Source organism: Coprobacillus sp. (assembly GCF_984815275.1).
Genome location: NZ_CFJNYH010000034.1, coordinates 1 through 25,954, shown reverse-complemented (window position 1 = coordinate 25,954; position 25,954 = coordinate 1). Strand labels below are relative to the sequence as shown.

The following is a 25,954-nucleotide window of genomic DNA, read 5'->3' as shown; positions in this document are numbered from 1 at the left end:
TTTAACATAATTTGACACGATTTGGGAAATATTTTCTCATTTGGATAAAATAACCAGCATTCTTATTGTTATATTATCTCATTGCGATATAATAGAGATAAGGATGGTGATGATAATGAAAAGAATAGATAATGTTGATATCAAAGTTCTTAATGGTGAAATGGATGATCGAGAAATCAAGAATTATATTCAATATGTAAAAGAAAAATATAAAGATGAAACTTTAGTCAGTCTCACACTAACAATAGATGGTGATTATGTTGATATGAATTATCATCTCAAACCACAGCCAATTGAAAGAATTCGTAGAATTACTGGATATTTAGTAGGAACATTAGAGCGTTTTAATGATGCAAAAGTAGCAGAAGAAAGAGACCGTGTGAAACATCATTTCTAAGAATTATAGGAAAGACAATCCTATAGTTTTTTTGTTTCTACAACTTTTTTAAAAAATAACTTTACAAAATGTTTGAAATCTTATATAATCATATTTGCCTAATTGAGGTAGATATGGCGGTCGTGGTGAAGTGGTTAACACACCAGATTGTGGCTCTGGCATTCGTGGGTTCGATTCCCATCGACCGCCCCATATAACAAATAAAGTTCTTGCATTGTCAAGAACTTTTTTATATTCTTTAACTTTTATTTAAGTGGTTATAATGATTTCTTAATTCTCTTTTGTCTGGCACACTTTATGAATTATCTCATATATTATATTGGTGAAATATATGATTACAATAAGTGTATGTATGATTGTTAAAGATGAAGAAGATGTTTTGGAAAGAGCTCTATCTTCAATCAAAGATATTGCTGATGAAATTATTATTGTAGATACAGGATCTACTGATATGACAAAAGAAATTGCTGCAAAATTCACAGATAAAATCTTTGATTTTGAATGGTGCGATGATTTCTCTAAAGCGAGAAACTACTCTTTCTCTAAAGCAACTCAAGATTATTGCATGTGGCTTGATGCAGACGATGTTCTTTTAGAAGCAGATCAAAAAGAATTAATGAAATTAAAAGAAACACTTTCTCCAGAAACATCTGTCGTGATGATGAGATATAACACAGGTTTTGACAATGATGGAAAACCAACGTTTACTTATTATCGTGAAAGGTTACTGCGAAGAGAAGACCAATTCTATTGGGAAGGATTTGTGCATGAAGTTATTAGTCCAAGAGGTAAAATGGAATATAGTGAAATAGCTATTACTCATCGTAAAATAAAAGCAGGAAATCCTTTAAGAAATATAAGAATGTTTAAAGCAAAAGAAAAAGAAGGAATTCTATTCTCACCTAGAGAAATGTTCTACTATGCTAGAGAATTGTATTATCATAAATATTATGATGAGGCAATTACGCAATTTAAGAAATTTTTAAATACTGGAAAAGGATGGCGTGAAAACAATATTTCTGCTTGTCAATTCTTGGGATATTGTTATCATCAAAAAGGTGAAATGAGAGAAGCAGTTCTATCCTTACTCAATAGTTTATGTTATGATGTTCCACGAGCTGAAATATGTTGTGATTTAGGAAAGTATTTCTATGAATTAAAGTGTTATGAGCAAGCCATTTTTTGGTATGCAATGGCATTATCTTGTGAAAGAAATGATGAATCAGGTGCATTTATATCACCTGACTGCTATGATTATATTCCATATATTCAACTCTGTTTATGCTATGATGCTATTAAAGACTATAAAACAGCCAAATTCTACAATGATTTAGCTGGAAAATGTAAACCAAACGATTCATCTTATCTCTATAACAAGCGTTATTTTGAACGCATATCGTAAGACTCTTTCTTTATGGAAGAGTCTTTTTATTTTGTTTCTCTCATTGGACAAAAGTGGAATTTATACTTTTTATTGTAAATAGGGTATATCCTCATAGTTCAGTTTTATAACTTTGCGTATATTAAACTAGAACAAGCGAAAGGAGGTGAATTTATGAACGATAACATGTGTAATAACTCATGCAACAACAGTTGTAACAACAAATGTACTTGGTGTCCTCGCTGTCGTTGTTGTCCACCCGTTATTGTAAACTGTCCAACTGGAGTGACTGGCCCTGCAGGACCTACAGGTCCTATGGGTTGTCCTGGACCTAGAGGAGCAACCGGTCCAATGGGACCTATGGGATATCCTGGTAAAACTGGAGCGACTGGACCTACTGGGGCGACTGGACCAAGAGGTATAACAGGGGCGACTGGACCAAGAGGCTGTCCTGGACCAAGAGGTTGTCCTGGACCAAGAGGTATAACAGGAGCAACTGGACCTACTGGGCCTACGGGTAATACCGGGGCGACTGGAGCTACAGGTGTGACGGGGGCGACTGGACCAACTGGGGCGACTGGACCGACTGGGCCTACGGGTGCGACTGGTGTTGGAATCACTGGACCTACGGGGGCTACTGGGGCTACTGGTGCCAATGGGATTACAGGGCCAACTGGGCCTACAGGTAATACTGGACCTACAGGTGCTACTGGGGCAACTGGAGCAACTGGACCGACGGGTATTGGAATCACTGGACCTACGGGTGCTACTGGGGCTACTGGACCAACTGGTCCGACTGGAGCTAATGGTATTACTGGTCCGACTGGACCTACAGGTAATACTGGACCTACAGGTGCTAACGGATTAATTGGACCGACTGGACCTACAGGTGCTAATGGAACAACTGGAGTGACTGGACCTACAGGTGCTACTGGGGCAACTGGAGCAACTGGACCGACGGGTATTGGAATCACTGGACCTACGGGTGCTACTGGGGCTACTGGTGCCAATGGTATTACAGGGCCTACTGGACCTACGGGTGCAACTGGGCCTACTGGAGCGACTGGTAATACTGGAGCCGATGGCGCTATTGGACCTACTGGAGCCACTGGAACTACTGGACCTACGGGTGCAACTGGAGTTGGAATCACTGGTGCAACTGGGCCAATAGGTGCGACCGGACCTACGGGGGCGACTGGTAATACTGGAGCCGATGGCGCTATTGGACCTACAGGAGCCACTGGACCTACGGGTGCAACTGGAGTTGGAATCACTGGTGCAACTGGGCCAACAGGTGCGACTGGACCTACTGGGGCGACTGGTAATACTGGAGCCGATGGTGCTATTGGACCTACTGGAGCGACTGGTAATACTGGAGCCGATGGCGCTATTGGACCTACGGGTGCAACTGGGCCTACGGGTACGACCGGACCTACTGGGGCGACTGGCGTAACTGGTCCTACTGGACCTACTGGTGCAACTGGAGTTGGAATCACTGGTGCGACCGGACCTACGGGGGCAACGGGTAATACTGGGGCTGATGGTGGTGATGGACCTACTGGAGCGACTGGTAATACTGGAGCGACTGGGGCGACTGGTGCAACTGGACCTACGGGGGCAACGGGTAATACTGGGGCTGATGGTGCGACTGGACCTACGGGGGCGACAGGAAACACTGGAGCTGATGGTGCGACTGGGCCTACTGGGGCGACTGGTAATACTGGGGCTGATGGTGTGACTGGGGCGACTGGACCTACTGGTGCAACGGGTAATACTGGAGCTGATGGTGCGACTGGACCTACGGGGGCGACTGGTAATACTGGAGCTGATGGTGCGACTGGACCTACGGGGGCGACTGGTAATACTGGGGCTGATGGTGCTATTGGACCTACAGGAGCTACTGGACCTACGGGGGCGACTGGTGCTACAGGGGCTACTGGCGCTACAGGAGCTACTGGCGCTACAGGGGCTACTGGACCTACTGGGGCGACTGGTTCTTCTGCAATTATCCCATTTGCTTCTGGAATACCTGTCAGTTTAACAACTATTGCTGGTGGATTAGTGGGAACTCCTGCCTTTGTTGGATTTGGAAGTTCTGCACCTGGTTTATCAATCGTAGGTAATACTATCGATTTAACTAACCCAAGTGGAACATTAACAAACTTTGCATTTACAATGCCACGTGATGGAACCATTACTGCAATTGATGTCTTCTTCTCTACTACTGCTGCATTATCTTTAGTTGGAAGTACAATTACAATTACAGCACAGTTATATCAATCAACTGTTCCTAACAACACAATGACTGCTATTCCAGGTACGTTAATTACTCTTACACCTTCATTAACAGGTATACTCTCAATTGGATCAATTTCTAAAGGAATATTAACTGGTTTATCTATACCAGTTCCTGCACAAACACGATTGATGTTAGTATTAACTGCTACTGCAACTGGATTAAGTTTGGTTAACACAGTAGCTGGATATGCTAGTGCTGGTGTTTCAATTGACTAAATAAAAGAGGCATAACAAATAAAGATGATTTTCTTTAAATGTTGTGCCCTTTTCTTTTAAGAAATTTATAGCTATATAACAATAGTTTAAAATAGTTATGAAATTTATTTTACAAATGAGATTTAAAATTCACAATAGGAGGTGAATTCATGGACGAAAATATGTATGATTATGATTGCAGTAGATGTTTAGATTGTGATTGTAATAGATGGTCAGATTGTGATTGTTGTCCCTCAGTCATAGTTAACTGTTCAACTGGTATAACAGGCCCAACTGGTCTGACTGGAGCCACTGGGGCGACTGGGGCGACTGGGGCGACCGGTAGCACTGGAGCAACTGGTATTACTGGTACAACAGGTCCAACTGGTCCGACTGGAGCTAATGGAGTAACTGGACCGACTGGACCAACAGGCGCTAATGGTATCACTGGTCCAACTGGTGCTACTGGTAATACAGGGCCTACAGGGGCGACTGGTATCACTGGTCCTACTGGAGCAACTGGCAATACAGGACCTACCGGTGCTAATGGAACAACCGGACCGACTGGTCCGACTGGACCTTCAAATGTTATTGAATGTGGATGTGTAGATCAAGTGCGAAATGTACTCCGTCAAATTATTGAACTATATCCTGAGAATAATATCATTGTTAGCATGGAAAGTGGTGATAATGCAAGTGGTCGAGCAGGTCAGTTACTTCCACCGCCAAATACAAATCCAAATGCTGGATTACTACAGTTAATTAATAATCAAGGACAACCACAGGAAGCTATTTCGTTATGTCGAATTGCGGCATTTAGAGTCACAAGTTCAACTTATAATGATTCAATTAGTTTTTTACCAGATCCAGTACCAACACCAGAAGGTTGTGGTGCAGATTGCCAAAATGCAATTCGTTCTTACTTACCATTAGGAACAACTTCAGTAAATATTAAAGCAGGAGGACAAACGGTTGGTCAAGGAACAGTTATTAAAAATGAATTTGGAATGATTGTTTTAGTTGGTCCAAATAATAGTGATCCTTCCTTTATTTCTTTATGCAAAGCTGAAATCATAACTAAGTAATTTATAATAATATAAAGGATAAAATAAAGCTTGGCTTTTAGGTGATAATTATTTTATATTTTTATCACCTTTTCCTTTATAATTATACTTTCATAAATTAAATAGGTTTCTATGGAATGTAATTTCTTCTTAAACTGATAAATACTTTTAATCACTTGTTAAAACTCCCACCCAAGAGATAAGCAAATTTAAAGCTTCCACTTCCATGTCTTTTAAAAATATCAGTTCTTTCTTATGATAATAAAACTCTAATATAAAATGATTCTGATAAATTTTATCTTCTTTTATAATATATTTTGCAATATAAGAGAATGAATCATTTTATTAAACATTTATAACAATATTATCACTCTTATTTCAAAGTAAGTATATTGTAGTGTTTCTTTATTTTCATCTCAATAATAATCTTACTCAACAATCTTTAATTTGAATTTCAAGAATATCATTACTCCATAAAAAATTATATTTAATTAATATCAGCAGGAAATATAACATTTGCTGATTGTCTTGCTTTAGTTGCAATTGTCATTGCAATTAGACTCTTCTCCATCATATCTTGTGCTCTTTGATAATCCTTCTTATCTATAATCTTAACAAACTCTACAAATTCAAAATACATACGATGCTTTCCATCTTGTTCATTATATTGAAAAACTCTCTTATCATTTTTTAATAATTGAAAGTTAGACACATTATTAGCAGGCGTATCTAAAAGAATACATCCTTGATCTCCTTGAACACTTGTCATAATTGGTGCTTTGCAATCTTTTGCACCCACCAATACTGCTTTAAAATTTCCATAATTTAAAGTAATAATTCCTGAAGTATCAATGCCCTTTTCAATATTCGCTTGATAATAAACATCTTTTGGTTCTCCAAACAACGCTACTAAGAAATGGATATTATAAATATTCAAGTCCATCAATGCTCCGCCTGATTTTTTATAATCAAAAGCAGGTAAAATTTGACCTTCCTTAAAAGCATTATAACGAGAAGAATATTGTGAATAATTAGCTGAAACAATTTTAACATCTCCGACTTCATTTAATAATTCCTTGATTTTTAATACATTAGGTAAATATTGAGTTGAAATTGCTTCCAATAAAAGTAAATTTTCTTTTTTTGCATAAGCATTTAATTCTTCTAATTCTTTAATATGACTTGTAAAAGGTTTCTCACAAATAACATGTTTATGGGCTTTTAAAGCTTTCATGCTCATTTCATAATGAAGATGATTATTGACAGCTATATAGATAACTTCTATATCATCATTCTTCAACATTTCATCATATTCAATATATGTATTTGCAATATGATGCTCTTTAGCAAGTATTTCTATTTTATCTTGTTCCACTGGCAATGCACAAATACCAATGAGTTCTACTCCTTCAACCTCATGAATAAACGACAACATATCATGAACTATCATTCCTGCTCCTAATATTCCAACTTTCATATTTAAACCTCCTTAGCAACTTTTGTTGCTTCTTCAATAATTGTTAATACTTCAATAACTTCTTCATCTTTAATAATCTTTTCACCATGATTAAAAATAGCATCATATAAATTGTCATAAATAATACCATAATCACCTATTTCGGTTGGCACTTTCTTTGTTATATCATTTCCTTGATCATCAATATAAGATAAAGTTCCCCATTTATCTTCAGGCAATGGATCAAAACTGATTTCAATTGGTCCTGGTTTTGGTTTTAATGAACTTTGATGACCTAAAGACGGCATTAAAAAACTTCCCTTCTTACCATGAACAATAAATCTAGGATAGTCTAATTTAACATAATAACTCGTTTTGACAATAGCCTTCATACCATTTTCATAAAAGAAATCAATGTCATAATAATCATCAGCAAATCCAGGATTATCAATACTTCTACAATCATAAACAACTTTCTTAGGTTGACCAAATTGTCCAATTATCTGATCAATTGGATGAACAGCCAAACCATAAAGAATACCATATCCCTTATGTTCAGCAATACTAGGACGATAATAATCATAATGCGATTCAACTTCTACAATATCCCCTAAAACACCTGATTCAATAACCTTACGAACAGTACGCATATCAGCGTCATAACGCCTGTTCTGATTAGACATAGCAACCAATCCCTTAGATTTTGCATAATCAAAAACCTCTTTTGCTTCCTTTGCTGTCATCGCAAACGGTTTTTCACATAAGACATTCTTACCATGTTCTAAAGCTTGCATAGTATATGAAACATGGAAAGCATCTGGCGTATTGACAACAATCAAGTTCACTTCTGAGTCATTCATAACATCCTCAATATCTGATGTAAAGGTAATATTTGGATACCATGTTTCTCTTTCTTCATCCCCTACTCTATCTTCTTTTCTTCGATAGATGTACTTCACCTTAATTATGTCTTTTCTTCTTTCTACATATGGTAAATGATAACGACACACACTATTCCCAAATCCAATATAAGCAACAACTAACATATTTAATTCCTCCTTTTTCTACTTATATTTTATACAATTTGAGAAAACGTTTACACCTTAGAAATATATTTTGTAATTGAATTTCATAAAAACAAAAAGTTAATGTAATTCAATTTCATTAACTTATATTTTTATAAATTTATTATGGAATTATGAGTATTTTTTCTAATTATCATATGCCATTCATTTTCAGATTTCCATTTTCTTTATTAAGTTCATATTCTTGAGTATAAATTATGAGTTACCTATTTTTCATTCTTTTTTGATTTCAGAGTAGAAATAATATTATCAATATTATTTTCATGAATCACAACCAGAATAATTCTTTTCAAAATTCAATAAGACCTCTCGTACTTATTTTTCATTACTTTGATAGATATGATAAAAATTTTCGTGTTTTTGCTCCTTTAATCAAATCCCAGAAATATCTATTAAATGATTCAATAACAGGATATCATCAAAAATAATATATCGTTTTGAGCGATAAAACATACTATATTTGCCAAGTTAACCTGTAAAATACAAAGCTATTTATACACAAAAAGAAAAACCTATAAAACAGAATACGTATCAGGAATACATTAACTAAGTATATTCTTTTACTAACTGTTTTATAAGTTTAAAATCAATAACTATCTTTACAAAGAAACTCCTGCATAATATCCATCATGTGTCGCCTGTGCAACTGTTCCAGGACGTTTTGCATCACCAATAACATTGATATCTGGTACAAGACCATAAAACTGATTAACAATATCGCATCTTGACTGCATTCCTACAGCAACAATAACACTTTGTGCTTCAATCACTTGTAGATCAGTATTATTTTGAATGACAACACTTTGATTTTGGATAGAAAGACATTGAGAATTGAGAAATATTTTGAGATTTTGACACTCAGATAATTTCTCCAGTAATCCTGTTTGAATATGTTCATTAACATTTGAACATAATTGCTCACTCTTTTCAACAATTGTGACGTCTTTCCCTAAATGACATAATAATTTTGCAAGTTCAGAACCAATCGAACCACCACCAATAATGACAACTTTTTGGTTTATTTCATTCTGATGTCCGTAAGCATATAAGGCATCCATAACATGCTTTTGCTGAATACCTGCAATCTCTAAAGAGATGGGTTTTGCTCCAACTGCAACGATTAAACTATCACCTGTCTTTATTTCATCAATATCTTCAAGAGCATCACATTGTAATCTGACTTCAATACTTGATTTATGAATCTGTGTAATCAGATAATCCTTGTATCTCTTTAAATCCTGTTTACTTTTATCAAATTCAGAACAAGACAATTGACCACCTAAAACATCAGTTTTTTCAAAAAGGATGACTTGATGACCTCGCTCATAAGCTGTTAAAGCTGCTTTACAGCCAGCTGGTCCACCACCAATCACATAGACTTTTTTGATAGTTTTTGCTTTGGAGAGTTCAACGGGAACACTTTGTTCATGCAAATATCTAGGATTGACTGAACAACATGTGATACTTTTCATACCATAATGTCTATCTTTATTTCTAGCATATTGATTATAACAATTCATACATCTTAAACAAGGAACAATATCTTCACTCTTTTCCTCTATTGCTTTACTCGTCCAAAATGGGTCTGCAATGATTTGTCTTCCTATCACAACAGCATCAGCCTGATGATTTGCTAAAATCTCTTCTGCTTCTTCAGGTGTCATAATAGCTCCCACAACAGCGACTGGAATATGAACATATTCTTTGACTTTTTGTGACCATTGAACATTGATCTTATGATCAAAATAAGGTGTAGATGACATCTTTGTCATGGCTTTGATTTCTCTTTCTAAACCACATGAAATATGTACCATATCTATCTTATCCTCAATCAGTTGAATAAATCGAATAATTTCATCTATAGGTGTTCCATCCTCGATATATTCAAAACCACTAATACGCATATCTAAAGGATAATCTGGACCCACTGCCTGTCTGACTCTCTCCACAATTTGAATAGGAATTTTCACACGATTTTCAAAACAACCACCATAACCATCTGTACGCTTGTTATAATGCGGTGAAAGAAATTGAGTTGGTAACCAGCCATGTCCAAAATGCAACATCACCATATCAAAGCCATACTCTTTTGCATCAACTGCTCCTTTAGCGAATGCATCAGCAACTTCATTCATCATGTTTTCATCCATTGCTTTCACTTCAATACCATCTTCACGTACAAAACCAACTGGCCCAATAGCATAGTCTCCAGGCTGAACATAAGCATATTGACCAACATGACAAAGTTCAAATTCTGCTTTTGCACCACGTTGCTGAATCGTTACAACTTGTTCTCTTACTTTTTGACTTTCTTGCATATTCGCAAAACAATAAGAACCAGGTGCCATTCTTGATCGAGGACCTGGGACTGAACCGCTTGTCCCACGAATAATCATCCCAATTCCGCTCACTGATTTATCAGTCAGACTACCTAAAGGAGCAGAGATAATACGATTAGGTATCATCATTTGATTGACTTGCAATGGTTCAAAAAGATGTGGATATTTTTTAGAAAAACTCATTTTATTTTCCCCCTACTCTGGTATATCATCAAAACCAATTATATATGTAATTGTGGCTGCTCCTAAATAAGCAACAACCATTAAAATACACCAAATGAGAAATGTTTCACCTAAAAATAATGGTATACCTCCTAATCCACATAATCCTAGTCCCATTGCTTTCACAACAAAAGTTAGTGACAATGCACCACAAATTCCTGACATAATACCTGGCGCAATTAAAGATTTCTTTGTTGGCAGCAAGACACCATATAGAGCGGGCTCTGTAATCCCAATCACACCAATAATAGTAGAACTCAATGCTTCACTTTTTAATTCTTTATTTTTTGTTTTTAAGGCAACACCTAAAGCCGAACCAGCTACTGCAGCATTCCCAAATCCTAAAATTGGAAAAACAACGGAATATCCAACAGATGCTAATTCATTCAAAACAATTGGAATAGCGGTTGCCTGGTGGATACCTGTTAAAACGAAATATGGGCATGTTGCCCCAATAATCAATCCTCCTAAAATAGCAAAATGACTATAAATATATTGAATACCTTGACCTAACACTTCGGAAATCATTTGGGCTATAGGTGCAGTCACAACAATCATAAGTGGTAAACTCCCAATAATTGTAATGGCTGGAATAAGCACCGATTTCAAAAGTGTAGGAGATATCTTTTTCGCTATTTTTTCAATCCAATAGACAACTGGCATTGTCAAAAGAATAGGCGTCATTGTCGATGAATAAGTCACCAACTTCACTGGCAACCCATAGAAAGATGCACTTGTTCCCTGACTTGCAAATTCAAGAACAGCAGGATAAACAAGAATACCTCCTAAAGTCGCTCCAATATAAGGATTCACACCTAATTTTTTAGCTGAACTAAACCCTAATAGTATTGGCAAGAAATAATATCCTGCATTTCCTGTGGCACTGATCATTTGATAGCCATAGGTTGTTGCATCAATATTCACATATGACATCAAAGCAATAATCCCTTGAATTAAACCACATCCAATCAAAACAGGAATAATCGGTTGGATTGATCCTGTAATATAATCAAAAGCTGTCTTCCAGCCAAAATTTTCATTGTTTTGAACTGCTTCCACATTATCCTTAATCTTCACAATTTTTGATAACGCATCATAGACATCATTGCATTTTCCACCAAAAACAATCTGATAAGTCTTATTGAAAAATGTTGCTCCTTTAACTCCTTCTAATGTTTTGATGACATCTTCATTAACTCTCTCTTTTTCTTTGACTTCAATACGAACACGTGTAAAACAACTCATAATACTCACAATATTTTCATTTCCACCTACATTCTCTAAAATACGTCTTGCTATTTCATCATTATTCATTTTCTTCTCCTCCTTTTTTAGCAAGTTTCACTTTTTCTTCACACATCTCCTCCTTTAAAAATAAAAACTCAAGACAATCTGTGCACTGATTCTCCTGAGTTTAGCCTAATTTAATAGTGACTACCCCTATTCTTTTAATTCACAACAGTTTCTTAAATGTAGAATTAAATAATTCTTTTCTGATTCACTCATTTCTTTCCCAAATTCATCTTTTAAATGCAAAGATAAACGATTAATACATTTCTGTTCTTTTTGAAAAACACCTTGAATTGTTTCCTTTAACAAACGATTTTGTGATTGATTTTCATGACCTTCTACGTATCTTTTTGCAAAGTATTTTACATGATTGACCAATCTGGTATAAGCTAAAGAACTTTCCTTCACATCTTTTAAATAATACTTTCTAATAAAACAAACACTCTCATTCACAACTTTAAATATCTTATCAAAATCCTGTCTCTTTTGCTGAAATTCATTTTCAATAATATGCATTGCAATATATCCAACTTCATCATCTGAAATCTGAATATGAAACATGCGATGAATCATTTCTTTTGCATACAAACCAATCTTATATTCCTGCTGATAAAAGTGTTGAATATCAATCAGAAATGGATTATCTAAATCTATATTTTCCTGTAATCTTTGCAATGCAAAATAAATATGATCTGTTAATCCCAAGTAAATATTCTGATTGAGTTCCAAGTGATATTTTCTTCTCGCATATTGTACTATTTTTTCAGTCAGTTCAATATATACTCCAGGAATCTGTGAAATTAGTTCAGCTAATTTATTATTGTCAGCAACAGAAAACACTTTCTGTATTTTCCGTTCATCAATCACGTCACCTGCTTTTTTATGAAAACCAATTCCTGTCCCTACAACAATCACTTCCTCTTGCTTGTTATTTTTGGCCATCACAACATTATTATTCAATGGCTTAGTTATTATCATACGCTCACCTTCTTACCTTCATCAATTCTCCTGCCGCTTGAATGTCTTTATGATCAGTCTTGAATAACTGATAGTCTTCATCATTTTCAATTACAATCATTGTTGTTGGATGATATCTTTTTTTAATATTTTTTAAATCAATAGACATCAGCATATCACCAGCTTTGACTTTATCTCCTACTTTCACATAGGGATGAAAATATGTACCTTTTAATTCAACCGTATCAATACCAACATGAATAATAACATCAATTCCTTCCATAGAAGTGATTGCAATCACATGCTTAGTCGGAAAGACAACAGTAATGATTCCTGAAACTGGTGCATACAGTTTTCCTTCAGTTGGTTCAATAGCAAGACCATCTCCCATCATCTTTTGACAAAACACTTCATCATGAACATCTTCTATTGGTATAACACTTCCACTTACTGGTGCATAAATTGTTTGTCCATCATCTTCTACTTTTATATTTTTTCTAAGTAACATTTTAAAACCCCCTATAAATATAAAAACCAAAACTAACAATGTTAATTTTGGTTTAGCCTGCATTACCAGTGACATTTCCTATTCAATTTCTTTATCAAATAAATCGTACCACTCATTTTTCAAGATGTCAATCATTTTTTACTTTACAATGATTTTTAAAATATTCTTGAAAGCTATCATCAATTCATACTATATAATAACTATTTCAAGCAAATAGTAAATAGAAAGATCATCAGCAATTTGCAAGGGTAAAAGATGTAACTTAGGATATAGCGAATTTATCTCTATAACAACCGCTATACTAACCATTTCTATTTATATATTTAACAATGAGTTATAAATATATTTTCTTATCTTGAAATTTGATTTCATTGGTAGTTTTATTTTGATAAAATAAGAGTAGGAAGTGATCATATGATAAAAGAATTGTTTGAAACAATAACATTAACCCCACAAGAAAAAAATGTTGTTCAATATATCCAGGAACATCCAGAATGTCTACTCAATATAAATGCTAAAGAATTAGCTAAATTGACTTATGTCAGTTCACCAACCATTATTAGATTATCTAAAAAACTCGGATTTACTGGGTATCATGATTTCCAACTCACTTATGTTCAAGAATATATGTTACATCAAAAAAATTTATCTTCACGTTTAACAAAAGAAAGTTCAATTGATGATGTGATTCAAATTCTTCCTCAGATTTATGATCAAGTCTTTCATGAAACAAAAAATATGATTCAAAAAGAAGCCTTTGTCAGAACAATAAACTATATGTTGCAAGCAAAACAAATTGATTTTTATGCAAATGATAATAATTATTCAGAAGTCCAGTCTGCCTGCCTAAAATTAAATACCTTAGGCATCCGCGCTCAAGCTTTTAATACTCTAAGTCAACATTATGTAGATACATTCCAACCACAAGATGTTTTATCCTTTGTTGTGAGTCATTCAGGAAAAAATCAAACAATGGTAGATGCAGCTTATTATTTAAGAAAAAAAAGATCTCGTGTCATTGCGATTACAGGAATTCTGGATCCAACATTAGAATTAATCTGTAATGAAAGCCTGTATATTGATTCTTCACTTCATCATTTACCAATTCCAGTGATGTTATATGGCTTATCTATCCATTATATTTTAGATATATTAATCTCTATTTTGACAATCAAGAAAGATAAGTTAGAAAAAGCATAGATTTCAAAAACTATGCTTTTAATTTATTATGAGAAAAACTTGAGTCGCATAATGTTTCATTGAAGCAATTGTTTCACTTATCATCTCCATTCTATCAGGGTTTCTTTTATACTTTCTCTGTAAATATCTTGATAGTAGAAACTACTGATAAAAATTCTAAAAGAAAATTCAGGAGGCAAATATCCTGAATTTTTACTGTTGAATAACATGTTCTTAACAATGATTTCATTGCATATGTATGTATAATATATTTCTAGTTATTCTGCAGGAATTATAAGAAATATTGATAAAACTAAAAATCTATATTCTTATTTACTTTTACCATACTTTTTTTCATCTTCTTCAATATTCCCTTTATGCTGTAAAGACTTTTCTGTATATTGCATAATTTCAAACTTATTGCCATCAGGATCATGAACCCACATTTGCCATGTTTCAGACTGTCCTTTATTTGGTTCAATATCAATCTCGACACCTGCTTTAACCAGTTCTTCTCTTGCAACATGTATATCATCAACCATTAATGCAAAATGTGAATACCCTAATCTTGTATCAGGTATCTCATGTTCTAACTGACCATCACCTTTAGGAAAAAGTTCTAGATATTGACCTGGTGCCAGTTCAATAAAAATATAGGCAATATCATGAGGACGTGTTTTGGCTCTTTGCGCCCATGCTCCTCTTTCTTTTTGACCTTTATAAGCTTCATAACGCATAATAATCTTGGCTTTTAAACCTAACTTATTTTCATAAAAATCTCTCATTACATCTAATTGCTCTGTATAAAAAGATAAATGCATCACTTCATTAAACTTCATCTTGACTCTCCTCTCGTATTAATTTTTGATACCAATAAAACGAATCTTTAGGAATACGTTTCAATGTACCTGACCCATCATCATTCCTATCTACATAAATAAAGCCATAACGCTTAGACATCAATCCTTCACTTGTTGAAACAACATCCATTGCAGACCATGTTAAATATCCAATCACATTAACACCATCTTGAATGGCTAATTTCATCTGTTCAATATGTTCTTTTAAATAATTGATACGATAATTATCATGTATTTGACCCTCTTCTACCTTGTCATAAGTTCCTAATCCATTTTCAACAACCATAATAGGAATTTCATAACGTTCATACATTTGATTTAACATCAAACGAAATCCTAATGGATCAATTGTCCATCCAAAAGCTGTTTTATCTAAACAAGGATTATCCTTCATACCAGTATGTGTTGCTAAAGAACTCTTATAATATGACACTGCAATAAAGTCGAGAGGATTTTCCTTTAAGATTTTTAGATCATCTTCAAACATCTTAATACCATAGTCAAGCATTTCCTTTTGAAAATAATAAGGATAGATTCCTTTGACCATGACATCAGTATAACGATTATTTTTTCTTTCATTTTCCATCATTAATTGATAATCAAGTGGTGAAGATGTGAAAGGGTAACAGGGAGTCCCTGCAACTTCACAGCCAACCCTTAAAGATGTATCTATCTCATGACAAGTCTTGACGAATAAAGCATTGGCTAATAGTTTATGATATGCACATTGATGTAAAACAGCTTCTCTATCCTGATGTGGCTGAAGAACCGTTCCTCCTACCATATACAACGCACTATTCATGACATTGATTTCACAAAAAGATATCCAATATTTGACACGGTCATGATATCTATAAACGATTGTTTGAATATATCTTTGGTAGAGTTCAACAACTTTTCTATTTGAAAAACCATTATATTTTTGAACAATCCATAAGGGCATATCAAAATGTATTGTTGTAATAATAGGCTCTATGTGATATTTCAATAATTCATTAATAACATTGTCGTAAAACTGTAAACCAGCCTCATGTGGTTCATCTGTATCATCAAGATAAATCCGTGACCAAAGTATTGAAAACCTTAACGCTTTAAGACCCATTTTAGCAAATAATGCAATATCTTCCTGATAGTTTTCATAAAATTCAACACCCTTTTGAGATGGATAAAAATCTATAGGTCTTTCTAGATAGTGATCAGGCTCATTTAAATATTGAAATCTTGTTTCCTTACCTTGAGGAATAATATCAACAACTGTTTCACTACGACTTTCAAAGCCTCCTTCACATTGTCCTCCACTTATAGAACTTCCCCATAAAAAATTCTTATTCATAATTTAGTTCTTCCCTTTGACTTAAATAAATTATATTCTCTAATAATTGAATACATCTTAAAGAATCATAATGAGACATTTGAGAATGCTGATACTGGTGATTTTTCAAAGCATCATGAACAGCAGCAATCTCAGTATAAAAATCATCATAAATATAATCTCTTTCCAGCATGTAAGATTGATCACCTATAGTTACTGTTGCCTGTGTTGGTCGATAAAATGGTGTACATTCTATCTTTCCTTTTGTCCCGATAATCATCATTTTCTTTTCTTTATTTCTATCAAATGCACATTCAATCCTTGCTGTTTGGTGAGATTGGAAAGTGATTTCTATCTCATTATAAACATCAACACTATGTTGACGAACTTGATTGATGTGAATGTTTTGAAACTGTGATGATATAAAGTCTAAAATAGCAGCAATATTATAAATCGCAACATCATAAAGTGCACCACCCTGTTCTGTCTCATAGAAGTAACTCTTTTTATCATAGGGAACTTCATTACAAAATGATGTTTCAATTCTTAAAATATCACCTATTCCATCTCTTTGTATTAGATTCTTAATATCATCTCTTAATGGAATAAAGCGACTCTTCATGGCCTCCATAAAGAAGATTTGATTCTCCTGAGATAGATGTACAAGATCAGCAGTCTGATGATAAAACAATGTCGCTGGCTTTTCACATAGAACTGCAATATGTTTTAATAAAGCTTTTCTTGACCATTCATAATGGTCTTTATGTCTTAATGCAATATAAACAACATCAATCAAAGAATCATCTAAGAGTTCTCCATAATCAGCATAAACTTTTACATCTGGATAATCTTGCAAAAACTGCTTTCTGGTATTAGGGGTTCTAGAAGCAACAGCATAAAGAACTGCATCATCAAAATAACTTAATCCTTTTAAAAAACGCTGTGAAATTCTCCCTAATCCAATGATTCCCCATCTAATCATAAGAAACACCTAGAATCTTTTCTGTTGAAGAACATCCAACCCCAGCACGATCAATCCCTAATTCTATAAGCTCAACCAGTCTTTCACGACTACGAACACATCCTGAGCCTTTCACTTTTATTCTTCCTTGTGCAGTCTCTACAATCAGTCGTATGACATCTGGTGATGCTCCTTCAAGATGTTCACTTTTCAAATATCCTGTTGAGGTTTTGATAAAATCAGCTTCTCCTTTTATACAGCATTCAACCGCTGCCTTGATTTCTTCTTTTGTAAGAGCATCTGTTTCAACAATCACTTTGAGTCCAACATGATGCTGATGACATAAATGACTCATTAATGTGATTTCATGAATGACTTTTTCATATTCATGACTTTTTAAAAGACCATAATTCATCACCATATCAATTTCATAAATATCACCTTTATCAATAATGGCTTGAGCTTGCATTAATTTCGTTTCTATATGACTACATCCAAAAGGAAAATCACAGACAACGCATAGTAATGTCTTTGATCCCTGAATACAATCTTTGGCAATATCAATAGCTGAAGGATTGACACAAACACTCTTACATCCATAATTGACACCAATTATTATCTTTTCTTTCAATTGTTCAACAGTCATCTGTGGATCCAATACTGCATGATCAATATAACTTGCTAAAATATTCTTTTCCATTGTTTTGACCTCATTATTTCTATTTAATATCAATCAATTTTCCATGATTCACTAGAAAATATCCTGACTGTATTTTGTCTTCATTTTGAACATACGCAACAAACTATCTATTTCTCTTTTTCAATAGACCTTCTCTTTGAGAGAGTTCATCACCTGTTTTCTTCACTAACAAACAAATTGTTTTAAATTCTTCATCATTCACACAAATAGATGTGTAATGAAGGGGTGGACTATAACACTCAACAATAGACCCCTAGAGAACATAGAAAATCTTACATAAAAATGACCAGCAACCAAAATATCATAAAACACATGATATGGCCAGAAATAACTCCGGCCATAACCTCCATATATCCATAAACCTTTTGTACTGATGAAAATTGCTCAACTGCTGGGACGCTTGAATAATAACGATTTCCAAGTTTGGGAGGATGGACATTTGTTGCAACATAAGCAATCACATCACTGATATCTTCATCAATAATATTTCCAAAAGTTTGGAAGCTTTCATCGTTTATACTTTTCATTCATATAATTTCTTTTGTTTTTCTTCAATATCTTTCAACATATCAATACGTACCTGATGTCTACCACCTTCATATTCACCTGTTAACCAGGCATCAACTATCATCTTTGCCAGTTCTATACCAACAACTCTTGCTCCAAAGGCTAACATATTGGTATTGTTATGTTCTCTTGATAGCTTTGCTGAATAGGGTTCACTGCAAGTGACACAACGAATGCCATTGACTTTATTAGCGGCTAATGAAATCCCTACACCCGTTCCACAAATGACAATCCCTTTATCCACTTCCCCTGATATCACCGCATTTGCAACGGCTTCACCAGCAACAGGATAATTAAACCTTTTGGTACTATCTGTTCCAAAATTAATCACTTCATAACCATATTTGTCTTGAATATACTGTGTAATTTCTTTTTTATATTCAACTGCAACATGATCATTTCCAATTCCTATTTTCATTATAAGCTCCCTCTCTCTTTATTTATCTTAATGGTGTTGCCATTTTTGCCCAGGTATAGGCTTTGCCTTTCATCGTGATGGCTAACTGATAAATGTTTTCTGGCCACGTTCCACCACCAAAACCACCATCACCAATCGCATGTATGTCTGCACCTGTCTGTTTCATTAAAATAGCAATTTGTCTAATCGTATCCTGATCAGCAATTTCGACATTGCTATCTAAGAAACACATCACTAAAGTTCCTGGTTTATAACGATGTGTGTATTCTGTTAATTCTCTAATCATTTCTACTGTTATTCCATGTCTAGAACCAGGTGCAGGCAAATCAATGACATCAGCTCCTGAATCAATTAATTCTTTAATGACAGCTTTGGCATCATATTCAGCTAAAGAATCACCTAAGACTTTTTCAACAATACCATCTTCCCATTTACCTGCAAAGATAAGCATGTCTTCTCCTAATGTTTCTCGGGCTTCCTTGGTTGCACGAATGACATCATAGATGGATGTTCCACTACCTGGATTTCCACCTAAGACAATAAATGAAGCACCAAGTTCTTTAGCTTTGAAAGCATTTTCTTTGGAATACATCATGCTTCTCATTTCAACCTTTTTAGGATCCAATGCTAATTCCTCATCATCTGCTTTTGGACATCCCATATAAATACCAACTGGTTTTTGAGAGACCAACGCTTTTAATTCTTTGAGAGATAGTCCCTGCATACCATTAGCTTCCTTTGGATTTTCAAAGTGAAAACCATTGAGCATCACCATATCACCACCAAAAGCAAACATTAATTCTGTACTTGTACATCCATTAATTAAAATAGGATTATTCAGATAAGTCTGCCCCATAATGACACGACCTTCAGATTTTAAAATAGCTTCTTTTAACTGCATTGGTGTATATTTTGCCACTTCACTAGACTTAGCTGTAATTAATCTTGTAATGTTATAATTCAGTTCCATATGTTTCTCCTTATTTTCATTGGTATTCTAATCTAAACCTTCACCGTGAGATTGAATCACTTTCTGATACCAGTAGAATGAATCTTTTTTCATTCTACATAAATTTCCAACACCATTATCATTCATATCTACATAGATAAATCCATATCTTTTATCCATTTGACCTGTTGTAAAGGAAACCAAATCAATTGGTCCCCATGTTGTATAACCAAAAATATTGACACCTTCTTCTCTGGCTTTCATGAGACTTTGAATATGACTTCTTAAATAATTAATTCTATAATCATCATGAATAGAACCATCTTCCTCTACTTTATCATAAGCACCTAAACCATTTTCAACATCAAACAAAGGAACCTGATAACGATCATTTAAAACATGTAAAAAGTATTCATAGCCAGTTGGATCAATTTGCCATCCCCATTCACTTGCTTCAAGATATGGGTTTTTCACCTGACCTTGTCCACCTGCGGTTGTTAAAGCATCACCCTGATTTTGATGAGTTGTGATAACATTTGACATATAATAGGAGTAAGCTAAGAAATCTGATTTTCCTTCCATAAGATCTTGTTTATCTTCCTTTGTAATATCTAATTTCACATTGTTTTCTTTCCAAATACGCACTGCATATGATGGGTAATATCCTCTTACCATTGTATCCGCACAATAGGCAAACTTGTTTTGGAATTCTTTGTATGAAGCAATCACATCTTGAGGATCACATGTCATTGGATAACAGCAAAATCCTGCAACCATACAGCCGACTTTGATTTCTGGATCTATGTCATGGGCAACTTTGACAGCCTGTGCTGCAGCAACCATTTGATGATGAAGTTCTGTAAAAGCAACCTGTTTTCCTTCTTTGACATCAAAATGAAGTAAAATATTAATTTCATTAAATGTTAACCATTTATCAACCAAATCTTTATACTCGGTGAAACAGACTCTTGCAAATTCAACAAATTGATGAATCATCTCCCTGTTTGTCCATCCTCCATATGTTTCCTCTAAATAGACAGGTTCATCATACTTATATAATGTAATCACTGGATCCATACCATATTTTCTACATTCCTTAAAAACATTTCTATAAAATTCAACACCTGCCTGATTCACTCCACCTTCTACTCCATATGGAAAAATTCTCGCCCAGGATATTGTTGTATTCAATGTTGTAAATCCCATTTCAGCAAACAAGGCAATATCTTCTTTATATCTATGGTAGAAGTCAATACCCACATGATTGGTATATCTCACATCATCAAAAAGAGTATATTTTGCACCTTGAGGCAAATGATCAAACTGCCTCATTTTCCCTCTTGTCCCATCGGCGTTTAAATAATGTATATAACGATTATCAGTTGTTGTTCCTGGATCTCCAAAATCAACCTGGACAGGACTTTTTCCATCTTCATCCCAAGCTCCTTCACATTGGGCAGCACTGATAGAACCACCCCATAAAAACTTTTTAGGAAAACTCATTTTACTTCCTCACTTTCTATTTATTTAATAATTCAATTGCGTGATCCAAGACCTTTTGACCATTCATCATACCATAATCCTGCATATTAATAACTTCTACAGGTTTATCAGGGTACATTCCTTGTATTTTCTTTAACTCATAACGAACTTGTGGTCCAAGTAGAATCACATCTGATTGATCAGCATACGATGTCACAGACCCAACAGGATGTGCTTCAATATGCACTTCAATACCTTTTTCTTGAGCAGCGTCATTCATTCGGTTGACTAGTAAACTTGTTGACATACCAGCTGCACACACTAATAAAATATTCATTATTTTTTTCCTCCTATAATTGTCTTAATTCAGGTATAATTTCCTGATAATTTTTTTCTTTTCCAAATAATGCACTTGTACCTAAAATGAAGCCATCAACTCCTATTTTTGATAAAGTTTCAATACGTTCTGGTGAACAAGCGCCATCTAACATGACTTTGTATCCATACTGCTTTTTCTTCTCACATAACTGTTTTAATTTTTCATCTACAAAACTCAGATACTTTTGTCCAGAAAATCCTGGATTGACACTCATAACCAAAACATAATCCACTAAAGTTAACACCTCTTTGATAGATTCAAAAGATGTTCCCGGATTGATTGCAAGTCCTGAACAAATCCCTGTATCTTTAATCATTTGTAAAGTCCTTGTAATATGACAATCATTTTCTGAATGTACATAAATAATTTGAACACCCATTTCAGCAAATTTTGAAATATAATCACTCGCTTTATTTACCATCAAATGCACATCACAGGGCACTGTTGCCTGCTTTACTATAAATTCAATATCCTGTAGTCCCATTCCAAAATTTGGAACAAAATTACCATCCATCACATCAAGATGAAAGATATCTATTCCCGCTTCTTCTAAGTCTTTGACTTCTTTTTCTAAGTTTCCAAACTGTGCACACATCATGGATGGGCATAATAATTTCTCCATATTTCCTCCTCAGTAAAACGTTTACTCATCTCGTGAAGAAATAAAGGTTTTCACCTTTATTTCTCATATTCAATATTATTGGCTAAGTCTTCACCATGACTGGCAATGACTTTTTTATACCAATAGAATGATTTCTTTGGATAGCGCTTCATAGACTTGATTGTATGTTCGTATCTATCAACATAAATAAATCCATAACGTTTGACAAAGCCCTCTCTTGTAGAATGCAAATCATGAGCTGACCATGTTAAATAGCCTAAAAGATCAACGCCATCAGCAACTGCTTCTTTCATACATTCAATATGTCTGGCAAGATAATCAATACGATAATCATCATGGATTTGATTGTTTTCATCTAACTCTTCAGTAGCACCCATACCATTTTCCAAAATGAGAATTGGTAATTGATAACGATGATAAATTTCCATGAGTTGATAGTAGAAACCATCTGGATCAATAATCCATCCCCATTCCGTTTCATCACAATAAGGATTTAAATCACCAGTTCGATACTGAACAAGGGCTTCTTGAACTTCTTTTGGGGCTGGTGCCATTTTTAATGGAGCACCACTCTCACCAGCTCTTGCTACACTGGTTGAATAATAAGTTGTTGAAATCAAATCTGGTTTTACTGAAGCTATTAATTCTTCATCACCAGGTTCCATATGTGGTAAACAATTTAATTCTTCTAAATAATTGATAAAATACTGTGGATATTTACCACGACAATAAACATCTAAATAAGCCCAGTTTGTCATATACATTTGTTTTAAGGCCATGCGTACATCTTGAGGATTGCAAGTTGCTGGATAAACAACTCCTGTTGCACAGTTAGGACCAATCTTTGCATCAGGGTCAATCTCATGGCAGGTATGAACACATCTTGCATAAGCCAATGTAAGATGATGTTCTATTTGCCAGGTCTCCTGTTCTGTCAAATCATTATTTCCCATGATATATTCCTGATCAAGATGGAATAAATTAGGTTCATTAAATGGTGTATAATATTTAATTCTGCCTTTAAAATGTTTAAATATTGTTGAAACATACTTGATGTATAAATCAATCACACGACGGTCTAAAAATCCACGATATTTATCAAGCAAAGTTTGTGGTAAATCATAAGCATAAAGTGTTGCAACTGGTGTAATCCCACGCTTGATTAAACCATCAACCATGCAATCATAAAATGCCAATCCTTTTTCATTTGGCTGTTCTTCTTCACCAGTAGGATAAATTCTTGTCCAAGCAATTGAAAAACGATAAATAGTGAATCCCATTTCCTGATATAAATCTAAATCTTCTTCTAAATGATGATAATGATCACTAGCAATATGAAAGTTTGAATAACCATTTTTTAAGACTCTTGTATCACTGATAGAAACACCTTTTCCATCTTCATTCCATGCTCCTTCAAATTGTTGAGCATTTGTAGAACTTCCCCACATAAATGTCTCTGGTAACTTCTTTGTCATAATCCATTCCCTCTACTTTCCTTATCTTATAATCCTATTTTAGTGCCATTGAGTAAACGTTTCCACACATCTTAATGGCACACTTTGTGCCATTATCAAAAATAGCCTTGATTGATTCTCTATTATAAGATATGATTGAATGAGTAATCGTTTTCATAAAATCATTTGTAAATATTTGTAAAAACCTATATAATAGAATAAGGAGTGAAACTTATGGATAAAAAAAGAAGCATCTCAATAAAAGAAATTGCCAAACTTGCAAATGTTTCAGTTGCAACTGTTTCAAGGGTTATTAATAATAATGGGCGATTTTCTGAAGATACGAGAAAAAAGGTTCAATACATTATAGACAAATATGGTTATACAACCAACATGGCTGCAAAGAGTTTAAGAATGTCAAAATCTAAAACAGTAGGACTGATTGTTCCTAATATTGATAATGAATGGTTTTCTCATCTGGTATTAGAAATAGAAAAATACTTTTTTGAAAAAAATTATTCAGTTTTTATATGCAATACTTCTCAAGATGAAAAAAAAGAAATTGCTTATTTTAAATCTCTAGATTCTAAATTGGTTGATGGTATTATGTGTATTTCTGGTATTGAAGAGATACCAACTGATGTCATTACACGTAATATTCCCATCGTTTGTATTGATAGAAAACCTAAAGATCATAATAATGTTTATTATGTTGAATCTAATCATTATAGTGGTGGCTATTTAGCAACCGAAGAACTGATAAAAAAAGGTTGTCAAAGAATTGCAATCGTGTCAAGAAACAAAACACTTTCTGTAAATAAACAGCGGCTAGAAGGATATCGTCAAGCATTAAAAGATTATGGATTACAAGAATACAAAGAATTACAATTATTGCTTGATCTTTCTTCTGCAAATTATGAAGGCGCTAGAGAAGCCATGAACAAGCTCATTAAATCAGGTATTCCTTTTGATGGTGTTTTTGCAACAAATGACTGGCGTGCTTATGGTGTTATGGTTGCTTTAGCTGAGAATCATATAAAAGTTCCTGATGATGTAAAAGTGATAGGCTTTGATGATATTTCCATTTCTCATTCATGTCATCCCTCATTATCTACAATTCGTCAAGATACGAAAGGATTAGCCCAAAAAGCATCTAGTCTATTGTTAAACTTAATGAATGATAAAGAAGTACAGTTAGAAGAAAGACGTTTTATCTTACCTGTTGAAGTCATTCAACGTGATTCAACCCATATAAAATAAATGTATATAAAAAGTATCATTTTGAAATGATACTTTTTATATTTTTAAACTTGATGTTTATAAATTGATTCATATTCTTTTAAAATATTCAAAGAATGACTTGTTCCAATTCGTGTTGCTCCTGCTTCTATCATAGCAAGACAGGTTTGCCAGTCACGAATTCCACCAGCAGCTTTTACCTGAACCTCTTGACCGACTATCTCTTTCATAAGACGAACATCTTCAATAGTCGCACCACCAGTCCCAAAGCCTGTACTTGTCTTAATAAAATCTGGCTTTATCTCTTTTGCAATTTCTGATAGTTTCTTAATTTCACATTGATCTAAATAGCAATTTTCAAAAATAACTTTACAAATAACATTATTCTCATGGCATAAGGTCACAATCTCTTGCATTTCTTTTTTAAGATATTCCCAATCATGCATTTTTGCCTTCCCTATATTGATGACATAATCAATCTCATCGGCACCATCAAGAATAGCTTGTTTTGTTTCTGCTAACTTAACAGACAAAGTTGTTTGACCTAGAGGAAAGGAAATAGCAGCACCAACATGAACTTGACTCTCTGGTATATTGAAGTTACTCATACAAAGAGTAATAAATCTAATATACCAATTCT

Annotated in this window: 24 protein-coding genes and 1 tRNA gene; 7 read left to right on the top strand and 18 right to left on the bottom strand. The window is 34.2% G+C overall.

Annotated elements, in window-relative coordinates:
• Positions 1-115 precede the first annotated feature (115 nt).
• The 5 genes from nrdD (at position 116) to AC5M21_RS12095 (ending at position 5,356) form a co-directional block, all read left to right on the top strand.
• Positions 116-397 carry an anaerobic ribonucleoside-triphosphate reductase gene (nrdD, locus tag AC5M21_RS12115; protein ID WP_008787803.1) on the top strand — a complete coding sequence of 94 codons (282 nt, stop codon included), beginning with the start codon at positions 116-118 and terminating at the stop codon, positions 395-397.
• Positions 398-513: 116 nt separating this feature from the next.
• Positions 514-589, top strand: a tRNA-His gene (locus AC5M21_RS12110).
• Between the two features lie 139 nt (positions 590-728).
• Positions 729-1,799 carry a tetratricopeptide repeat-containing glycosyltransferase family 2 protein gene (locus AC5M21_RS12105; RefSeq protein ID WP_054325278.1) on the top strand — a complete coding sequence of 357 codons (1,071 nt, stop codon included), beginning with the start codon at positions 729-731 and terminating at the stop codon, positions 1,797-1,799.
• A gap of 153 nt (positions 1,800-1,952) precedes the next feature.
• Complete coding sequence (locus AC5M21_RS12100) at positions 1,953-4,292, top strand: exosporium glycoprotein BclB-related protein (RefSeq protein ID WP_017143861.1); 2,340 nt, start codon at positions 1,953-1,955, stop codon at positions 4,290-4,292.
• Positions 4,293-4,441: 149 nt separating this feature from the next.
• The gene (locus tag AC5M21_RS12095; protein WP_302280551.1) at positions 4,442-5,356 is read left to right on the top strand and encodes a collagen-like triple helix repeat-containing protein; all 915 of its coding nucleotides are present in this window, start codon (positions 4,442-4,444) and stop codon (positions 5,354-5,356) included.
• A 466-nt stretch (positions 5,357-5,822) separates the two neighbouring features.
• On the opposite strand, the gene AC5M21_RS12090 is transcribed toward AC5M21_RS12095, so the two are convergent.
• The 6 genes from AC5M21_RS12090 to AC5M21_RS12065 all read right to left on the bottom strand — a co-directional run bounded on the left by AC5M21_RS12090 (position 5,823) and on the right by AC5M21_RS12065 (position 13,192).
• On the bottom strand, positions 5,823-6,812 hold the full coding sequence (locus AC5M21_RS12090; RefSeq protein ID WP_008787799.1) for a Gfo/Idh/MocA family protein: 990 nt from the start codon (positions 6,810-6,812) through the stop codon (positions 5,823-5,825).
• Positions 6,813-6,814: 2 nt separating this feature from the next.
• On the bottom strand, positions 6,815-7,837 hold the full coding sequence (locus AC5M21_RS12085; RefSeq protein ID WP_008787798.1) for a Gfo/Idh/MocA family oxidoreductase: 1,023 nt from the start codon (positions 7,835-7,837) through the stop codon (positions 6,815-6,817).
• Between the two features lie 638 nt (positions 7,838-8,475).
• A complete protein-coding gene (locus tag AC5M21_RS12080) occupies positions 8,476-10,398 on the bottom strand; it encodes an oxidoreductase (protein WP_282768019.1) in 1,923 nt (640 codons plus the stop codon).
• A 12-nt stretch (positions 10,399-10,410) separates the two neighbouring features.
• The gene (locus AC5M21_RS12075; RefSeq protein ID WP_008787796.1) at positions 10,411-11,751 is read right to left on the bottom strand and encodes a PTS transporter subunit EIIC; all 1,341 of its coding nucleotides are present in this window, start codon (positions 11,749-11,751) and stop codon (positions 10,411-10,413) included.
• Between the two features lie 126 nt (positions 11,752-11,877).
• A complete protein-coding gene (locus AC5M21_RS12070; RefSeq protein ID WP_008787795.1) occupies positions 11,878-12,705 on the bottom strand; it encodes a PRD domain-containing protein in 828 nt (275 codons plus the stop codon).
• A 4-nt stretch (positions 12,706-12,709) separates the two neighbouring features.
• Positions 12,710-13,192, bottom strand: a complete 483-nt coding sequence (locus AC5M21_RS12065) for a PTS sugar transporter subunit IIA (protein ID WP_017143862.1) — start codon at positions 13,190-13,192, stop codon at positions 12,710-12,712.
• A gap of 414 nt (positions 13,193-13,606) precedes the next feature.
• Between AC5M21_RS12065 and AC5M21_RS12060 the strand changes: the two genes are divergently transcribed.
• The gene (locus AC5M21_RS12060) at positions 13,607-14,392 is read left to right on the top strand and encodes a MurR/RpiR family transcriptional regulator (protein WP_008787793.1); all 786 of its coding nucleotides are present in this window, start codon (positions 13,607-13,609) and stop codon (positions 14,390-14,392) included.
• Between the two features lie 308 nt (positions 14,393-14,700).
• On the opposite strand, the gene AC5M21_RS12055 is transcribed toward AC5M21_RS12060, so the two are convergent.
• The 11 genes from AC5M21_RS12055 to AC5M21_RS12005 all read right to left on the bottom strand — a co-directional run bounded on the left by AC5M21_RS12055 (position 14,701) and on the right by AC5M21_RS12005 (position 24,096).
• Positions 14,701-15,210: a VOC family protein gene (locus AC5M21_RS12055; RefSeq protein ID WP_008787792.1), complete on the bottom strand. Its 510-nt coding sequence runs from the start codon at positions 15,208-15,210 to the stop codon at positions 14,701-14,703.
• Positions 15,200-16,564 carry a glycoside hydrolase family 1 protein gene (locus tag AC5M21_RS12050; protein WP_008787791.1) on the bottom strand — a complete coding sequence of 455 codons (1,365 nt, stop codon included), beginning with the start codon at positions 16,562-16,564 and terminating at the stop codon, positions 15,200-15,202. The genes AC5M21_RS12055 and AC5M21_RS12050 overlap by 11 nt, the downstream gene beginning before the upstream one ends.
• Complete coding sequence (locus AC5M21_RS12045) at positions 16,557-17,525, bottom strand: Gfo/Idh/MocA family protein (RefSeq protein WP_008787790.1); 969 nt, start codon at positions 17,523-17,525, stop codon at positions 16,557-16,559. The genes AC5M21_RS12050 and AC5M21_RS12045 overlap by 8 nt, the downstream gene beginning before the upstream one ends.
• Complete coding sequence (deoC, locus tag AC5M21_RS12040) at positions 17,518-18,204, bottom strand: deoxyribose-phosphate aldolase (RefSeq protein ID WP_493531499.1); 687 nt, start codon at positions 18,202-18,204, stop codon at positions 17,518-17,520. Before deoC (AC5M21_RS12040) ends, AC5M21_RS12045 begins: the two co-directional genes overlap by 8 nt.
• A gap of 272 nt (positions 18,205-18,476) precedes the next feature.
• The gene (locus AC5M21_RS12035) at positions 18,477-18,731 is read right to left on the bottom strand and encodes a DUF4867 family protein (protein WP_008787788.1); all 255 of its coding nucleotides are present in this window, start codon (positions 18,729-18,731) and stop codon (positions 18,477-18,479) included.
• Complete coding sequence (gene rpiB, locus AC5M21_RS12030) at positions 18,728-19,189, bottom strand: ribose 5-phosphate isomerase B (RefSeq protein ID WP_008787787.1); 462 nt, start codon at positions 19,187-19,189, stop codon at positions 18,728-18,730. The genes AC5M21_RS12035 and rpiB overlap by 4 nt, the downstream gene beginning before the upstream one ends.
• A gap of 22 nt (positions 19,190-19,211) precedes the next feature.
• Positions 19,212-20,159: a DUF7916 family protein gene (locus AC5M21_RS12025; protein WP_008787786.1), complete on the bottom strand. Its 948-nt coding sequence runs from the start codon at positions 20,157-20,159 to the stop codon at positions 19,212-19,214.
• A gap of 27 nt (positions 20,160-20,186) precedes the next feature.
• Positions 20,187-21,641: a glycoside hydrolase family 1 protein gene (locus AC5M21_RS12020; protein ID WP_008787785.1), complete on the bottom strand. Its 1,455-nt coding sequence runs from the start codon at positions 21,639-21,641 to the stop codon at positions 20,187-20,189.
• Positions 21,642-21,657: 16 nt separating this feature from the next.
• Positions 21,658-21,957 (bottom strand): PTS sugar transporter subunit IIB, encoded by a 300-nt coding sequence (locus AC5M21_RS12015; protein WP_008787784.1) that lies wholly within the window; start codon positions 21,955-21,957, stop codon positions 21,658-21,660.
• A 13-nt stretch (positions 21,958-21,970) separates the two neighbouring features.
• Positions 21,971-22,621: a ribulose-phosphate 3-epimerase gene (gene rpe / locus AC5M21_RS12010; RefSeq protein WP_008787783.1), complete on the bottom strand. Its 651-nt coding sequence runs from the start codon at positions 22,619-22,621 to the stop codon at positions 21,971-21,973.
• 56 nt (positions 22,622-22,677) lie between these two features.
• Complete coding sequence (locus AC5M21_RS12005) at positions 22,678-24,096, bottom strand: glycoside hydrolase family 1 protein (RefSeq protein ID WP_008787782.1); 1,419 nt, start codon at positions 24,094-24,096, stop codon at positions 22,678-22,680.
• 213 nt (positions 24,097-24,309) lie between these two features.
• Here AC5M21_RS12005 and AC5M21_RS12000 point away from each other — a divergent pair, with 213 nt between their 5' ends.
• Positions 24,310-25,335 carry a LacI family DNA-binding transcriptional regulator gene (locus AC5M21_RS12000; RefSeq protein WP_008787781.1) on the top strand — a complete coding sequence of 342 codons (1,026 nt, stop codon included), beginning with the start codon at positions 24,310-24,312 and terminating at the stop codon, positions 25,333-25,335.
• A gap of 44 nt (positions 25,336-25,379) precedes the next feature.
• On the opposite strand, the gene deoC (AC5M21_RS11995) is transcribed toward AC5M21_RS12000, so the two are convergent.
• Positions 25,380-25,954: deoxyribose-phosphate aldolase (gene deoC, locus AC5M21_RS11995; RefSeq protein ID WP_493531498.1), on the bottom strand; the 575-nt coding region annotated here is incomplete at its 5' end.

Coding starts and splice junctions, on each gene's coding strand:
- AC5M21_RS12075 (WP_008787796.1), bottom strand. CDS start 11,751: ATGAATAATGATGAAATAGCAAGACGTATTTTAGAGAATGTAGGTGGA.
- AC5M21_RS12080 (WP_282768019.1), bottom strand. CDS start 10,398: ATGAGTTTTTCTAAAAAATATCCACATCTTTTTGAACCATTGCAAGTC.
- AC5M21_RS12055 (WP_008787792.1), bottom strand. CDS start 15,210: ATGAAGTTTAATGAAGTGATGCATTTATCTTTTTATACAGAGCAATTA.
- AC5M21_RS12085 (WP_008787798.1), bottom strand. CDS start 7,837: ATGTTAGTTGTTGCTTATATTGGATTTGGGAATAGTGTGTGTCGTTAT.
- AC5M21_RS12050 (WP_008787791.1), bottom strand. CDS start 16,564: ATGAATAAGAATTTTTTATGGGGAAGTTCTATAAGTGGAGGACAATGT.
- AC5M21_RS12090 (WP_008787799.1), bottom strand. CDS start 6,812: ATGAAAGTTGGAATATTAGGAGCAGGAATGATAGTTCATGATATGTTG.
- rpe (WP_008787783.1), bottom strand. CDS start 22,621: ATGGAGAAATTATTATGCCCATCCATGATGTGTGCACAGTTTGGAAAC.
- AC5M21_RS12025 (WP_008787786.1), bottom strand. CDS start 20,159: ATGGAACTGAATTATAACATTACAAGATTAATTACAGCTAAGTCTAGT.
- AC5M21_RS12105 (WP_054325278.1), top strand. CDS start 729: ATGATTACAATAAGTGTATGTATGATTGTTAAAGATGAAGAAGATGTT.
- nrdD (WP_008787803.1), top strand. CDS start 116: ATGAAAAGAATAGATAATGTTGATATCAAAGTTCTTAATGGTGAAATG.
- AC5M21_RS12015 (WP_008787784.1), bottom strand. CDS start 21,957: ATGAATATTTTATTAGTGTGTGCAGCTGGTATGTCAACAAGTTTACTA.
- AC5M21_RS12000 (WP_008787781.1), top strand. CDS start 24,310: ATGGATAAAAAAAGAAGCATCTCAATAAAAGAAATTGCCAAACTTGCA.
- AC5M21_RS12070 (WP_008787795.1), bottom strand. CDS start 12,705: ATGATAATAACTAAGCCATTGAATAATAATGTTGTGATGGCCAAAAAT.
- AC5M21_RS12035 (WP_008787788.1), bottom strand. CDS start 18,731: ATGAAAAGTATAAACGATGAAAGCTTCCAAACTTTTGGAAATATTATT.
- AC5M21_RS12100 (WP_017143861.1), top strand. CDS start 1,953: ATGAACGATAACATGTGTAATAACTCATGCAACAACAGTTGTAACAAC.
- AC5M21_RS12060 (WP_008787793.1), top strand. CDS start 13,607: ATGATAAAAGAATTGTTTGAAACAATAACATTAACCCCACAAGAAAAA.
- AC5M21_RS12005 (WP_008787782.1), bottom strand. CDS start 24,096: ATGACAAAGAAGTTACCAGAGACATTTATGTGGGGAAGTTCTACAAAT.
- AC5M21_RS12065 (WP_017143862.1), bottom strand. CDS start 13,192: ATGTTACTTAGAAAAAATATAAAAGTAGAAGATGATGGACAAACAATT.
- deoC (WP_493531499.1), bottom strand. CDS start 18,204: ATGGAAAAGAATATTTTAGCAAGTTATATTGATCATGCAGTATTGGAT.
- AC5M21_RS12045 (WP_008787790.1), bottom strand. CDS start 17,525: ATGATTAGATGGGGAATCATTGGATTAGGGAGAATTTCACAGCGTTTT.
- AC5M21_RS12095 (WP_302280551.1), top strand. CDS start 4,442: ATGGACGAAAATATGTATGATTATGATTGCAGTAGATGTTTAGATTGT.
- AC5M21_RS12020 (WP_008787785.1), bottom strand. CDS start 21,641: ATGAGTTTTCCTAAAAAGTTTTTATGGGGTGGTTCTATCAGTGCTGCC.
- rpiB (WP_008787787.1), bottom strand. CDS start 19,189: ATGAAAATAGGAATTGGAAATGATCATGTTGCAGTTGAATATAAAAAA.